Annotated in this window: 11 protein-coding genes and 1 pseudogene; 11 read left to right on the forward strand and 1 reads right to left on the reverse strand. The window is 43.3% G+C overall.

Features of this window, described 5'->3' with window-relative positions; translation table 11 throughout:
- The first annotated feature begins 96 nt into the window (after window positions 1-96).
- The 6 genes and pseudogenes from treZ (at window position 97) to V7K61_RS27485 (ending at window position 8180) form a co-directional block, all read left to right on the forward strand.
- Complete coding sequence (gene treZ / locus V7K61_RS27460) at window positions 97-1944, forward strand: malto-oligosyltrehalose trehalohydrolase (RefSeq protein WP_335058369.1); 1848 nt, start codon at window positions 97-99, stop codon at window positions 1942-1944.
- A 500-nt stretch (window positions 1945-2444) separates the two neighbouring features.
- Window positions 2445-5237 (forward strand): malto-oligosyltrehalose synthase, encoded by a 2793-nt coding sequence (treY, locus tag V7K61_RS27465; protein ID WP_335058345.1) that lies wholly within the window; start codon window positions 2445-2447, stop codon window positions 5235-5237.
- 616 nt (window positions 5238-5853) lie between these two features.
- Complete coding sequence (locus V7K61_RS27470; protein WP_335058347.1) at window positions 5854-7392, forward strand: trehalase family glycosidase; 1539 nt, start codon at window positions 5854-5856, stop codon at window positions 7390-7392.
- Between the two features lie 77 nt (window positions 7393-7469).
- Window positions 7470-7754, forward strand: a pseudogene (locus V7K61_RS27475) (BrnT family toxin).
- Entirely contained in the window at window positions 7729-7980 is a 252-nt protein-coding gene (locus tag V7K61_RS27480; RefSeq protein WP_335058348.1) for a BrnA antitoxin family protein, read from the forward strand. Before V7K61_RS27475 ends, V7K61_RS27480 begins: the two are co-directional and overlap by 26 nt.
- 44 nt (window positions 7981-8024) lie before the next feature.
- Window positions 8025-8180 (forward strand): hypothetical protein, encoded by a 156-nt coding sequence (locus tag V7K61_RS27485; protein WP_335058375.1) that lies wholly within the window; start codon window positions 8025-8027, stop codon window positions 8178-8180.
- A gap of 160 nt (window positions 8181-8340) precedes the next feature.
- Here the strand turns inward: V7K61_RS27485 and V7K61_RS27490 are convergent, their stop codons facing one another.
- Window positions 8341-8493 carry a hypothetical protein gene (locus tag V7K61_RS27490; protein ID WP_334997915.1) on the reverse strand — a complete coding sequence of 51 codons (153 nt, stop codon included), beginning with the start codon at window positions 8491-8493 and terminating at the stop codon, window positions 8341-8343.
- A gap of 639 nt (window positions 8494-9132) precedes the next feature.
- On the opposite strand from V7K61_RS27490, the gene V7K61_RS27495 reads away from it, so the two are divergent.
- From V7K61_RS27495 to V7K61_RS27515, 5 genes are all read left to right on the forward strand, one after another.
- Entirely contained in the window at window positions 9133-10548 is a 1416-nt protein-coding gene (locus tag V7K61_RS27495) for a nicotinate phosphoribosyltransferase (RefSeq protein ID WP_335058350.1), read from the forward strand.
- A 57-nt stretch (window positions 10549-10605) separates the two neighbouring features.
- Window positions 10606-11205, forward strand: a complete 600-nt coding sequence (locus V7K61_RS27500) for a nicotinate-nucleotide adenylyltransferase (protein ID WP_335058352.1) — start codon at window positions 10606-10608, stop codon at window positions 11203-11205.
- Window positions 11166-11912: an NUDIX hydrolase gene (locus V7K61_RS27505; protein WP_334839824.1), complete on the forward strand. Its 747-nt coding sequence runs from the start codon at window positions 11166-11168 to the stop codon at window positions 11910-11912. Before V7K61_RS27500 ends, V7K61_RS27505 begins: the two co-directional genes overlap by 40 nt.
- A 228-nt stretch (window positions 11913-12140) precedes the next feature.
- The gene (locus V7K61_RS27510) at window positions 12141-13862 is read left to right on the forward strand and encodes an NAD+ synthase (protein WP_335058371.1); all 1722 of its coding nucleotides are present in this window, start codon (window positions 12141-12143) and stop codon (window positions 13860-13862) included.
- A gap of 106 nt (window positions 13863-13968) precedes the next feature.
- Entirely contained in the window at window positions 13969-14187 is a 219-nt protein-coding gene (locus V7K61_RS27515; protein ID WP_335058355.1) for a transferase hexapeptide repeat containing protein, read from the forward strand.
- The last annotated feature ends 286 nt before the right edge of the window (window positions 14188-14473 follow it).

Here is a 14473-nt window from a genome sequence, read left to right on the forward strand (position 1 = left end):
GTGCAATCAATGACATTTGCGATCGCCACCGAAAAGGGCGGGTACGCTATCGCGCCACAATTTGGCACAACAAAGAATTTGACGGGAGGATACTGCGTGAAAATAGGTGCTAACTACTTGGGTAACGGAGAGTGTGAATTTACAGTTTGGTCTCCGCTATTAGATAGCGTCACGGTAAAAATATTGACGCCAGAACAGCAGTTAATTCCCCTCAAGCCTCAATCTGAGGGCTACTGGCACACGAAAGTCAACGATGTGTATCCGGGTACGCTTTATCGGTATGTTTTGAATGGCCAAGACAACTTTGCCGATCCGGCATCGCAGTATCAACCGGAAGGGGTACATGGGCCGTCGCAAATTGTCGATCCTTCTTTTGAGTGGACTGATGAAGGGTGGACTGGGATTCCTGTAGAGTCGATGATTTTCTATGAAGTTCATGTTGGAACATTCACCCCGGAAGGAAGTTTCACCGCCATCATTCCCCGTTTACCAGAACTGAGGGAACTGGGAATTAACGCCATTGAAATCATGCCCATCTCCCAGTTTCCGGGAGACACTCATGTTGAGGCAACTCTGGCATATCGCAACTGGGGCTATGATGGCGTTTATCCTTATGCTGTCCAAAATTCCTACGGTAGTCCAGCCGAACTCAAGCAACTGGTAAATGCTTGCCATCAAAATAATATCGCCGTTGTGCTGGATGTGGTGTATAACCACTTTGGGCCAGAAGGCAACTATATGAGTCAGTTCGCGCCCTACTTTACTAAAACCTATAAAACGCCGTGGGGCGAAGCGCTGAATTTCGATGATGCCCATAGTCAGGGTGTGCGAAATTATTTTATCGAAAATGCGCTTTACTGGTTGGGCGAATTCCATATTGATGCATTGCGGTTGGATGCCATTCAAGCAATTTATGATTTGGGAGCGAAGCATTTTTTATGGGAATTGGCGGAAGCAGTTCATCATTTCTCACAACAAGGGCAAAAATGGAAACGCCATCTAATTGCCGAAAGTGACTTGAATAATCCGCAAATAATTCGTCCGGCAGAATTGGGTGGATATGGTCTTGATGCTCAGTGGAGTGATGATTTTCACCATTCATTGCACACACTTTTAACAGGCGATCGCCAAGGATATTATCAAGATTTTGGGAAATGTGCTGATTTAGCAAAAGCTTATAGTGATACTTTTGTCTACGATTGGAAATACTCGCCCGATCGCAAACGGTTTCATGGCGTATCTTGCCGCGATCGCCCTTTATCACAGTTTACAGTCTGCATTCAGAATCACGATCAAATCGGCAATCAAATGAAAGGAGAACGCCTCACCCAGCGGATCTCTTTTGAAGGATTAAAGTTAGCTGCTGGCGCTGTGCTGCTATCGCCCAACTTACCTCTGTTATTCATGGGAGAAGAATATGGCGAAACTGCACCCTTCATTTATTTTGTCAGTCACTCCGATCCCGATTTGATTCAAGCAGTTCGAGCCGGACGCAAAGAAGAATTTGAAGCATTCCACTATGCAGACGATCCCCCAGATCCAGAATCGGCAGAAACTTTTCTCAAGTCTAAACTGAATTGGGAATTACGCAATCAAGGAAAACACAAAGTTCTCTGGGATTGGTATCGCCAGTTAATTAATTTACGCAAGACACACCCAGCCCTTCTCAACCAAGACCGCAATTTCATCGAAGCGACTAGCGATGAAAAAAAGGAGTTGGTCATCGTGCGGCGTTGGTGCGAATCGAGTGAAATAATATTTGTGATGAATTTCAATTCGTCGCCAGTGACAGTAACTTTGCCGTTTGAGCATAATGCTAATAAATTGTTGGACTCTGCTGATACCTCATGGTTTGGGCATGGTTCTGAAGCTGCTGAACATCTGTCTGTGGGTCAAGAAGTGAAATTGCAACCTACTAGTCTAGTACTCTATGAAAAAGGATGAGGGGGAGAGTTAGAACTTAAAGTTTCAGCCTCATAACCTCAAGTTTCAAGCTAAAAGGCTTAAGGTTCGAGCTAAAAGGCTTAAGGTTTGAGCTAAAAGGCTTAAGGTTTGAGCTAAAAGGCTTAAAGTTCGGGCTGAAAGGCTTAAAGTTCGAGCTAAAAGACTTAAGGTTCGAGCTGAAAGGCTTAAGGTTCGAGCTGAAAGACTTAAGGTTCGAGCTAAAAGACTTAAGGTTCGAGCTAAAAGGCTGTTTGAAAAATGGTTGGCTGTGATGTTAGGCACTTATTGATCCCCCCTTAAAATTTACCCCACCCTAACCCTCCCCTTGTAAAGGGGAGGGAACTAGATTTCTTGTTTCCCCCCTTTATAAGGGGGGATTAAGGGGGGTAATACGCTTTTGCTACTAAGAAGAGGACTTTTCAAACATCCTCTGAAAGCTTCAATGTTCAAGCTCAAAACCTCATCTTCCTTATTCCCCTTACTTCCCACTCCAAAAAAATATGCGAATTCCCACCGCCACTTATCGAATTCAGTTTACACCCCAGTTTGGCTTTGACAACGCCAAAGCGATCGCAGCTTATCTAGCAGATTTGGGTATTTCTGATTTATATGCCTCCCCCATTTTCAAAGCAAGATCCGGGAGTACACACGGCTACGATATAGTAGATGCCACTCAACTCAATCCAGAATTGGGAACTAATGAATCCTTTGATGCATTAGTTGATGAAATCCAATCCCTTGGTATGGGCTGGTTACAAGATATTGTGCCCAACCACATGGCCTATAGCAGCGAAAACGATTACTTGATGGATGTATTGGAACACGGCCCAGATTCCAGCTATACCGACTACTTCGACATTTCTTGGAATGCTCCCTTTGGCGATCGCCAAGAGCGAATTCTTGCGCCATTGCTGGGAGATTTCTATGGTGCATCCCTAGAAAACGGACACATTCAACTGCAATACGAACAGAACGGTTTAACTGTCAACTATTACAGCTTGAAATTGCCACTCCGCTTAGAATCTTACACAAAATTTATCACCCATAATTTAGGGAAACTCACCCGCACACTGGGACGCAATCACCCCGATTTTATTAAGCTTTTGGGGATTCTCTACATTCTCAAAAATGTGCCTTCAGAAGTGGCGGGTAAACAACGACAAGACCAGATTGCATTTATCAAAGGATTAGTCTGGGAACTCTACACCACAAACGATGCCATCCGCGAGTTCATTGACGAAAATATCGAAACTTTCAACGGAGAACCCGGTAATTCTGAAAGCTTTAACCTCCTAGATGAATTACTGAAAGACCAGTTTTACCGTCTTGCTTTTTGGAAGGTTGGCGCAGAAGAAATGAACTACCGCCGTTTCTTTACTGTCAACGAACTGATTTCTGTGAAAGTTGAAGAAGTGCGGGTTTTTAATAATACTCATAGCTTAATTCAAAAGCTGGTTGAGGAAGGCAAATTTACAGGTTTACGCATCGATCATATTGATGGACTTTATAACCCAATTCAGTATCTCGAAAGGCTGCGGGAAAAAATGGGTGATGTTTATATCACTGTTGAAAAGATTTTAGAACTCACCGAAGAACTACCGGAAAATTGGGGAATTGAAGGAACATCTGGATATGACTTTCTCAACTATGTAAATGGCGTATTTTGTCAAACGGAAAATCAATCGCAGTTCGATAAAATATACCAAAATTTTATTGGTTCCAGAGTAGATTATGCATCAATAGTGAAGGATAAAAAGCACCTGATACTAGAAAAGAATTTAGCAGGTGATATTGACAGTTTGGCTCTTTTATTAAAAAATATCTCCAGCAAATATCGCTATGGCAATGATTTTACGCTAAATGGATTAAAAAGAGCGATCGCTGAAGTTTTGACGCTGTTCCCGATTTACCGTACTTACATTACGCCCGATGGAATTGGAGATAGCGATCGCGCTATCATTCAAAAAGTAATTAGCCAAGCCAAAGAACAAACGCCCCTGTTGCAGCACGAACTGACTTTTATTGAAAAGTTAATGCTGCTAGAGTTTGATGATTCTCTGACTCAAACAGAACGCGAACAGTGGATATATTTTGTCTTGCGAATGCAGCAATACAGCGGCCCGCTAATGGCGAAAGGTGTAGAAGACACCACATTATATGTCTACAATCGCTTGCTGTCGTTGAATGAAGTCGGGGGTAATCCCGGTCATTTTGGGATTTCAGTAACCAAATTTCATGCCTTTAACCAACAGCACCAAGCAACCTGGCCCCACACGATGAACACCACAGCCACCCATGACACCAAACGCGGCGAAGATGTGCGGGCCAGATTGAATGTCCTTTCAGAAATCCCCGATGAGTGGGATCAGCAGGTAAATACTTGGAGCGCCATTAATCGCGGACATCGTAGCGATCGTCACGGGTTCGCTATACCCGATCGCAATGATGAGTATTTTCTCTATCAAACCATAGTAGGGGCGTTTCCTTTTGCCGAACACGAACACGCATCCTTCGTGGAACGGGTGAAGGACTATATAATTAAAGCAATTCGAGAAGCGAAGGTGCATACAGCCTGGTTACGACCTGATAGCGAGTATGAAGAAGCTTGTACCTCCTTTATTGAGAAAGTACTCGATCCTGCCATCTCCAGGGAATTTCTAGAAGCCTTTCGTCCCTTTCAACAGCGAATTGCAGAGTATGGTATCTTCAATTCCCTTTCCCAAACTCTACTGAAGATTACCGCCCCCGGCGTACCCGACTTATACCAGGGAACAGAACTTTGGGAACTGAGTCTAGTAGATCCAGACAATCGCCGTCCCGTGGATTTTGAACAGCGACGTACTTACTTAAGCGCCATCCGCGAACAGGCAAAAACAGATATTCTTGGACTAATTCAGGAGTTACTGAACAACAAAACAGATGGCAGAATCAAACTGTTTTTAACGGCTCAATTACTCCAAGCTAGAACAAACTATGTCTCATTATTCCAGGATGGCGACTATCTGCCGTTAGAAGTTCAGGGAACCTACGCTAATCACATTATCGCCTTTGCACGGCGGGAGGGGAATCAAACAGCGATCGCGATCGCGCCCCGCTTTTTAACCAGCCTCATCCAGCCAGGAGACAATCCCTTGGGCGAGTCAGTTTGGCAAGATACGCATCTGCAATTACCCTCTGGAACTTCTCACTCCTGGAAAAACGCCATAACTCAGCAATCCTTAAAGTCTACAGAAACTTTATCTATCGCAGCAGCCCTAACTCATTTTCCAGTTGCGTTGTTAGTCAGTGATTAAGGGGTATTGGGCAAAAGAGGCAGAGGGGAAAACTCTTCTGCCTGAAAGGGTGTTTGAAAAGTCCTCTTGTCGGTAGCAAAACGTTATAGATCCCCCTAAATCCCCCTTAAAAAGGGGGACTTTGATTCTAGGTTCCCCCTTTAAAAAGCTACCGTGTACATACAAATCGGAGTCACTTTGAGATCCGGATTTTACCCCCCTTAATCCCCCCTTGGAAAGGGGGGAAACAATAAAATCTAGTTCCCTCCCCAATACATACGGGGAGGGTTAGGGTGGGGTAATTCAAGAACTTGTGTGTACACCGTAGCCTTAAAAAGGGGGGCTAGGGGGGATCTAGAAGTACTTAAAATCACAGCCAAACACTTTTCAAACAAACTCTTACTCTCTGGCTCCCTATCTAGCCAGCTCAAGGTGATATGTAGATTGAATTTCGTATTTGTTCATGTTCCTTTAAAATTCTGAAAATTCCAAGTACTGATCTCGAAGTTGCGAGTTCTAAGCTAGTAATGAAATAGAAGTTGCAGTCTCATCCAGACTCACCTTGATAGCGCTACTCCCTGTTTTTAAGTCCTTAGTCTCTATTCCCCAGCCCCCATTTTGAATTTTGAGATGAATTATGACTACTCCAACTCCAGCTACCGGCACTCCACCAGCACTTACCACCGCCCAGATTGACGCCGTGCGCGTCCATATCAAAAAAACGTGGAAAACTTTAACGCGATCGCACGAACACTTATTACAATCTGCCAAGGATACCAAACTAGACCACAAAAAAGACACTCCTTGGATCGTCTACATTTCACCCTCAGAAGATTTTCCCAATATTCAAAGTGTGTTGGAGCGATCGCTATCTTCAAAAGATATGCAACAGCTAGAAATTCGCACTTTGCCCTCGGAAGTCGAAGCGATTAAAGAGCATGGGTTACTATACTTACCAGGGCCTTATGTCGTACCAGGTGGACGCTTCAACGAAATGTATGGCTGGGACAGCTACTTTATATTACTAGGACTTTTGCACGATGGAGAACTGGAACTAGCACAAAGTCAAGTTGAGCAATTGCTGTACCAAGTGCAACATTACGGCACTATCCTCAACGCCAATCGGACTTATATGCTGTCGCGATCGCAGCCTCCTGTCCTGAGTATGATGGTTTTGGCGTTATTTCAGCACACCAAAGATGAAGAGTGGTTGAAGGCAACCGTACCGCTGTTAGAGCAATTTTACTATTACTGGGTAGTTCCGCCCCATTTGAATGCTGCAACAGGCTTATCCAGATTTTATGCCTTTGGGGAAGGCCCCGCGCCAGAAGTTTTGTTCTCCGAGCGAGATGAAGAGGGAAAAAGCCACTACGATCGCGTCAAGGAATATTACCAAACCTTTGAGGTTGAGGATTACGATGTCAATCTTTACTACGATCGGGAAAATGACCAACTGACCAATCTATTTTATAAGGCCGATCGCACCATGCGCGAGTCCGGTTTTGATATCACCAACCGATTTGGCCCTTTCAGTGCTGATATCCTCCACTACGCTCCTGTATGCCTCAACAGTTTCTTGTATCAGGTAGAACAAGATTTAGCGAAAATTAACCATATTTTAGGGAACGAACAACTGGAACAACAATGGCGCGATCGTGCAGATATCCGCCGCGATCGGATCGATCAATTTCTCTGGAATGAAGAACGAGGACTCTATTTAGACTACCACTTCCAGAGTGGAAAACGCCGCGGCTACGAATTTGCTACCACCTTCTATCCTCTGTGGCTGGGAATTGCTTCTCCAACCCAAGCCCGGCGAGTGGCGGAAAATCTCTCTTTGTTTGAAGCCCCAGGCGGAATTTTGACCAGTACTCATGTCACCGGAAACCAGTGGGATGCACCTTTTGGCTGGGCACCATTGACGTTAATTGCCGTCCAGGGACTTCACCGCTATGGTTATCATACAGAAGGCGATCGCATTGCCAATAAATTTCTCGCTATGGTAGTTAAAGAATTCGAGCGTCACAATACCCTAGTTGAGAAATATGATGTTGAACGCTGTTCTGCCAACGTTTCCGACGAAATCACCTTTGGATATAGTTCTAACGAAGTTGGTTTCGGCTGGACAAATGGAGTCATTCTGGAACTCTTAGCAGGCGGAGATAAAAAAGTTTAAATAAAAAGGCGTGAGTTTTTTCTCACGCCTCGATCTGATTTATTACACTTGACTCTATATGGATTATGTATAGTTGAATGAAATTTGAATGGGATAAAAATAAAAACCAACAAAATATCCACAAACATGGCATTAGTTTTGAAGAAGCTACAGAAATATTTGACGGTGTTGTTTTCACCTCAATTGATGAACGGTACGACTAGGAAGAAATTCGAGAAATTAGTATTGGCTCAATCCAAGGCGTTGTAATTATTACCGTCGCCCATACAGACAGAAACGGCAAAATTCGATTGATCTCTGCCCGAAAAGCCACCCCAAAAGAAAGGAGAACCTACTATGAGTATCTCGCCCAATCGACTTAAAGAACTCGAAAATATCCCTGATACAGCGATTGATACTTCAGATATTCCTGAATTAGATCGGGAATTCTGGGAAACAGCTAAAATGGTAAAACCTGTTAGCCAAGAAGCCACATTAATTCAACTAGATCAAGATATTCTAGATTGGTTTCAAAGCAAAGGAAAAGGCTACGAATCTCTAATTAACTCTGCTCTGCGCTCTTATATTGAGCATAATTCATCGCTATAACGCTTTACTTAGTGGCTCGTACCAAATCATGAGGAATAATCACAATGGTTAAATCAGCCCCAAAAGTTCTAACCGTTGATGAATTTATTCGCCATTACGGTGAGTGCGATCGCTATGAACTAATTGATGGTGAATTAATTGAGAAAATCAAAATTTTTAACCCACGTTCACCCACGGCGTTCCGCAGGAAAGGTGCGTAAAAGTCTCGTGTAGCCACCATTTCTAATCGCCAGGATACTGTGGAAACGCTTAATTGTACCTACTTTTAAAAACTATGGTTCTCAAAATAATCCCTTTTAAAATCCGGGTAGTGCGGGCATCTTGCCCGCACCTATCAGCAGAGATTTTTATATTCAGCACCTAATTATTCTCATCTTTACGCTTATCATAAGGCTCACCTGTAAAAGGTTGTACGCCTGTCGCAGGATAAGCGTCATCATTAGGCCCAAAAATCCGCATTGCAGCTTCAGAAATATACTTGGTTATGTTCGCAATGATATTGGAAATAGCCATAATATTGGACTCCTTTTTTCGAGCCGCTTTAATTGTGCTACCTATACTCTAATACCGATATTCAAGCCTTGCTCTTATTCTCAATATATTGAGACTATATGCAATGTTTATTCAGATAACTTCGCAATACTTTAGCTTGTCAAAAAGTCAAAATTTTCTCTTCGATTCTAATTGTAACATAGTTGTTTCTTTCAACCCATTTGGGAAAATAGCGAAGCAAAACAAACTGTAAGAATTCAGGAGTCAGAATGGGCAACTCTTGGAGACGCTAAAAGCGAACGCCCCGCTACGCTAACAGAATTCAGAATAGTTAAAGAATCAGGAGAAAATTTGATGAATAAATATACCAATCATTCTAGATTCCTGATAAATTCTGGCTCCTGACTCCTGGGTGCTGAATTCTTACAACAAACTTTCTCTGACAGGATATTATTTTCCTTGATTTACCACCCGATCTAATTAACATTATTACGCGCTATCACTATTAAAAAATATTAAGTATTTGATGAAGTTAGTATTAAGTTACCGATAAATCTACAGCTCTGCGGCAATCTCAGACAATCTACTTGCAGGGAGTTGACATTATTTATGGTAAATATTACCATAAATAATAGAAGCATCTTGTAAGGAAGCTCTTGCATGACAACTTTGCCAGATTTGAATTATGTACATAAACAGCAAAGCCAGCAGAACCAGGAATTAAACCTTTCTGCCGATGACTACAGCTTGCTGACCGACCTTTATCAATTGACGATGGCAGCTTGTTACACAGGCGAAGGTATAGAACAACGACGGGCAAGCTTTGAATTGTCTGTCAGACGATTGCCAGAGGGTTTTGGTTATTTAATTGCAATGGGGCTGACGCAGGCATTGGAATATTTAGCCAAAATCCGCTTTAGTTCCGCGCAAATTGCGGCATTACAAGCAACAGGAATTTTTGCTCACGCAAGCGATCGCTTTTGGTCACTTTTAGCTGAGGGAAAGTTTACGGGTGATGTTTGGGCAGTACCGGAAGGAACAGCCGTCTTTGCCAATCAACCATTGTTGCGGGTGGAAGCACCCCTTTGGCAAGCGCAACTAGTAGAAACTTACCTCTTAAATACGATTAATTACCAGACTTTGATTGCCACAAAAGCAGCACGGTTGCGGGATATTGCGGGGGAATCAGCAACACTTTTAGAATTTGGCACAAGACGGGCATTTAGTCCCCAAGGGTCTTTGTGGGCGGCGCGGGCAGCTTTGGCAGGTGGTTTAGATTCCACCTCCAATGTGTTAGCAGCGCTACAACTGGGACAACAACCAAGTGGTACGATGGCACACGCCCTGGTGATGGCGTTGTCAGCAATAGAAGGCACTGAAGAACAAGCTTTTAGTGCATTTCATCGCTATTTTCCGGGTGCGCCATTACTAATTGATACTTACGATACCATTGCTGCTGCCCAGCGCTTGGCCGAAAAAGTAAATTCCGGGGAAATGCAATTAACAGGAGTGCGATTGGACTCAGGAGATTTAGTTACCTTATCAAAACAGGTGCGATCGCTCCTTCCCGATGTGCCAATTTTTGCCAGTGGCGACTTGGATGAGTGGGAAATTGCCAGATTAAAAGCTGCTGGGGCGCAAATTGATGGTTACGGACTGGGAACGCGACTAGTTACAGGTTCGCCTGTCAATGGAGTCTATAAACTTGTAGACATTGATGGCATCCCAGTGATGAAGCAGTCTAGTGGTAAAGTTACTTATCCAGGACGCAAGCAGATTTTTCGCTCGTTTACGGGAGGTAAGGTAAAAACAGACAGGTTGGGACTCTTAGGTGAAATTCCTTTCGACGAAGAACCTTTGTTGCAATTGGTAGTGCAAGAGGGTCAACGGGTACAACCGTTAGAGTCTTTGGCAACAATTCGTCAACGTACCGCAGCCTCAGTTGCTAGTTTGCCACAGGAGACACGGCGTTTGGATCATCCGGTAGGGGTGCAAGTGGAGATTTCTGCCGCACTGCAACAGTTAACGGAGGAAACTAAGAAACGAACCGCAGAGGCGCTGAGTACACAGAGATAAAAGTACTTTTTGAGTCTGTCTTAATTACGAATTACGAATTACGAATTACGAATTATTATGAGAGTTGCTTTGTTTGGTACTAGTGCCGATCCACCAACTGCGGGACATCAAAAAATTCTGAGTTGGTTGTCTGAGGGTTATGATTGGGTAGCGGTTTGGGCAGCGGATAATCCATTTAAGTCCCATCAAACACCCTTAGAGCATCGGGCGGCAATGTTGCGACTGTTGATTGCGGATATAGACGCACCACGGCATAATATTGCTTTGGAACAAGAATTGAGTAGCTTCAGAACGCTGGAAACAGTTGAGAAAGCGAAGCTTACTTGGGGTGAAGACGCTGAATTAACGATGATCGTTGGTTCTGATTTACTGAGTCAGCTACCACGTTGGTATCGCATTGAAGATTTGTTACAGCAAGTGCAATTACTGATTGTACCGCGACCCGGATATGCAATAGATAAATCTAGTTCAGAGGTAGTGCAAAAGCTGGGAGGGAAAATTGCGATCGCTAGTCTGACCGGTCTAGATGTTTCCTCAACAGCGTACCGCGAACATGGAGATCCCCAAGCCCTCACAGCCCCTGTAGTTGCCTATATTAATCGAGAGCATTTGTACGAATGCCAGGACGTTCACAAAAAAAGATTTCAACTTCGTTAAACCAACAACCTTTGGCCGATTTCAAGGTTGGTGTTGATAATGTAATTTTTTCTGTAGATACTGTACAAAATCGGCTGTTAGTTCTATTAGTAATGCGACAGCAAGAACCATTTTTAAATCATTGGAGTCTTCCCGGTACTTTGGTACGTCCAGGAGAGTCTCTAGAAGATGCCGCCTATCGCATTATGGCAGAGAAAATTAAGGTCAACAATCTCTATTTAGAACAACTCTATACCTTTGGCGGCCCGAATCGCGATCCACGGGAAGCAACTGATAGTTATGGTGTGCGTTATTTATCAGTTAGTTACTTTGCCCTAGTGCGATTTGAAGAAGCCGAATTAATTGCCGATCGCATGACTGGTATCGCTTGGTATCCAGTCAAACAAGTGCCGCAATTAGCTTTTGACCATAATGAAATTCTGGCTTATGGCCATAGGCGGTTGCGAAATAAATTAGAGTATAGCCCAGTAGCTTTTGAAGTCTTGCCAGAAATGTTCACCTTGAATGATTTATATCAGTTATACACCACAGTTTTAGGTGATAACTTTTCCGATTATTCTAATTTTCGGGCGCGTCTACTCAAGTTAGGTTTTTTATGCGATACCGGAATTAAGGTATCGCGGGGTGCTGGTCGTCCAGCTAGTTTGTATAAGTTTGACGCGGAAGCTTTTGCTCCCTTAAAAGATAAACCTTTGGTGTTTATTTAACCAATCACTTTACAGAGTCCAAATTCCTGCAATACCCTTCGGTTAAGATCCCCCCGCCTGCGGCGACCCCCTTAAAAAGGGGGTAAAAGAGGTTTATGAGCAAGCCTTTTTAAGGGGGGTTGGGGGGATCTTCAAAATATTAAAACTTTAACGAACCGTATTGCAAAGTCCTGAGTAACTTATGACTCTTGACCAATGACAAATGACCAATGATAAATGACAAATAATATGAAAATTGCGATCGCTCAAATTAATCCGACTATTGGTGATTTGCTTTTAAATGCCCAAAAAATCCTGGAGGCGGCACAACGAGCAGCATCTAGCGGGGCGCGTTTGTTGTTGACACCTGAACTTTCTCTGTGCGGCTATCCACCAAGAGATTTATTACTCAATCCTAGTTTTGTGGAAGCGATGGGCATCACTTTACAAAACTTGGCTCAAGATTTACCACCAAATTTAGCTGTGTTGGTAGGAACTGTTGAACCAAATATCCAAGCACATATTAGTGGTGGTAAAAGTTTATTTAACAGCATAGCTTTGTTAGAGAATGGCCAGGTTAAGCAAGTTTTTCACAAGCGACTTTTACCTACTTACGATGTTTTTGATGAACGTCGCTATTTTGAAGAAGGCTTGCAAGCTAATTATTTCATTCTCGATGATATCCATATTGGCGTAACTATTTGCGAAGACTTATGGAATGATGAGGAATTTTGGGGCAAACGTAGTTATACAGTGAATCCGATTGCTGACTTAGCAATTTTGGGTGTAGATTTGATTGTAAATTTGTCTGCTTCGCCCTACACGGCTGGTAAGCAACAGTTTCGCGAAACAATGCTTAGGCATAGTGCAGTACGTTTTCAACAACCAATGATTTACGCTAATCAAGTTGGGGGAAATGACGATCTAGTTTTTGATGGGCGTAGTTTTGCCTTAAATCGTCAAGGTGAAATTATGTGTCGCGCTCGTGGTTTTGACACTGATTTATTAGTAGTAGAATTTGATGAAACACAGCGTGATTTGCAGTTGGGTTCTGTAGCACCTGTGTATGAATCGGAAGATGAAGAAATTTGGCAAGCGTTAGTTTTGGGAGTGCGAGATTACGCTCGTAAGTGCCGCTTTTCTAAAGTAGTGTTGGGTTTAAGTGGCGGGATTGACTCTGCAATAGTAGCTGCGATCGCCACTGCGGCACTTGGGAAAGAAAATGTCCTCGGTGTTCTCATGCCTTCCCCTTACAGTTCGGAGCATTCCATTAGCGATGCTGTAGCATTAGCCGAAAATTTGGGGATTAAGACTAATCTTTTACCAATTGGGGAGTTAATGCAAGGCTTCGATCAAACATTAGGTGATTTGTTTGCGGGTACAGAGTTTGGACTGGCTGAAGAGAATATCCAATCTCGGATTCGCGGTAATTTATTAATGGCGATCGCTAACAAATTTGGCTATCTGCTTTTATCTACTGGTAACAAGTCAGAAATGGCAGTTGGTTACTGTACTCTCTACGGCGATATGAATGGCGGGTTAGCAGTGATTGCAGATGTACCTAAAACTCGCGTGTATTCACTTTGTCATTGGTTAAATCGCAATGATGAAATCATCCCGCAAAACGTTTTGACTAAAGCACCCAGCGCCGAACTCAAACCCGGCCAAGTGGATCAAGACTCTCTACCGCCTTACGAAGTTTTGGACGATATTTTGCAACGCCTGATTCACAACCACCAATCAGCAGCGCAAATTGTTGCAGCCGGTCACGATGCGGTGATTGTAGACAGAGTAATTCAAATGGTAGCGCGGGCTGAATTTAAACGGCGACAAGCACCCCCCGGCTTAAAAATCACCGATCGCGCCTTTGGAACTGGTTGGCGAATGCCAATTGCTAGTAATTGGGTTGGTGTTAAAAAGGCTTACCAGACTAAAACTACAGCTACACCTAACCCAATACGGTTCAGTTAAGGCTAGCATTCTTTGTCAATAGTTTATTGTGATGGACAAGATGCTCATCCGCGTTGTCTAGGCGCGGATAAGCATTAACATTGAAACTAAAGTCTCAAAGAAAATTATGTTAGATGAAGCAAATTTTGAACAACGTTTAGCGATTCTTGAACAAACAGTTGCAGATATCAAACATCAAGTCATTGATGCGCCTACCTATAGTAATTGGCTGGAAAAGATTATTGGCTCAATCTCTGATGAATCAGCATTTTTGGAAGCTTTAGAGTATGGTCGGTCATTACATCACGCTGACATATTGACAGAAGAGACTGGCGAACAACTGTGAGATATCTACTGGACACGCCAAAGATTTACTTTCAACCTTCACTGTTTAACTTCTGAACTCGAAGCTTGCACCTTGGAACATGAGTTGTCGAGTTAAAAGAGCGATCGCTTAACCTTTAACCCTCGCAATTGCACCTTTAACCCTCGAAGTTGCGCCTTTTATCCTCGCAATTGCACCTTTTATCCTCGAAGTTGCACCTTTAACCCTCGAAGTTGCGCCTTTTATCCTCGCAATTGCACCTTTTATCCTCGAAGTTGCACCTTTAACCCTCGAAGTTGCGCCTTTT

Origin of the sequence: Nostoc sp. (assembly GCF_036918015.1) — a bacterium.
Lineage (GTDB): Bacteria > Cyanobacteriota > Cyanobacteriia > Cyanobacteriales > Nostocaceae > Nostoc.

Bases quoted from the DNA above. Each gene is read 5' to 3' on its own strand.
- treY (WP_335058345.1), top strand. From the start codon at position 2,445: ATGCGAATTCCCACCGCCACTTATCGAATTCAGTTTACACCCCAGTTT.
- V7K61_RS27470 (WP_335058347.1), top strand. From the start codon at position 5,854: ATGACTACTCCAACTCCAGCTACCGGCACTCCACCAGCACTTACCACC.
- V7K61_RS27480 (WP_335058348.1), top strand. From the start codon at position 7,729: ATGAGTATCTCGCCCAATCGACTTAAAGAACTCGAAAATATCCCTGAT.
- V7K61_RS27485 (WP_335058375.1), top strand. From the start codon at position 8,025: ATGGTTAAATCAGCCCCAAAAGTTCTAACCGTTGATGAATTTATTCGC.
- V7K61_RS27490 (WP_334997915.1), bottom strand. From the start codon at position 8,493: ATGGCTATTTCCAATATCATTGCGAACATAACCAAGTATATTTCTGAA.
- V7K61_RS27495 (WP_335058350.1), top strand. From the start codon at position 9,133: ATGACAACTTTGCCAGATTTGAATTATGTACATAAACAGCAAAGCCAG.
- V7K61_RS27500 (WP_335058352.1), top strand. From the start codon at position 10,606: ATGAGAGTTGCTTTGTTTGGTACTAGTGCCGATCCACCAACTGCGGGA.
- V7K61_RS27505 (WP_334839824.1), top strand. From the start codon at position 11,166: ATGCCAGGACGTTCACAAAAAAAGATTTCAACTTCGTTAAACCAACAA.
- V7K61_RS27510 (WP_335058371.1), top strand. From the start codon at position 12,141: ATGAAAATTGCGATCGCTCAAATTAATCCGACTATTGGTGATTTGCTT.
- V7K61_RS27515 (WP_335058355.1), top strand. From the start codon at position 13,969: ATGTTAGATGAAGCAAATTTTGAACAACGTTTAGCGATTCTTGAACAA.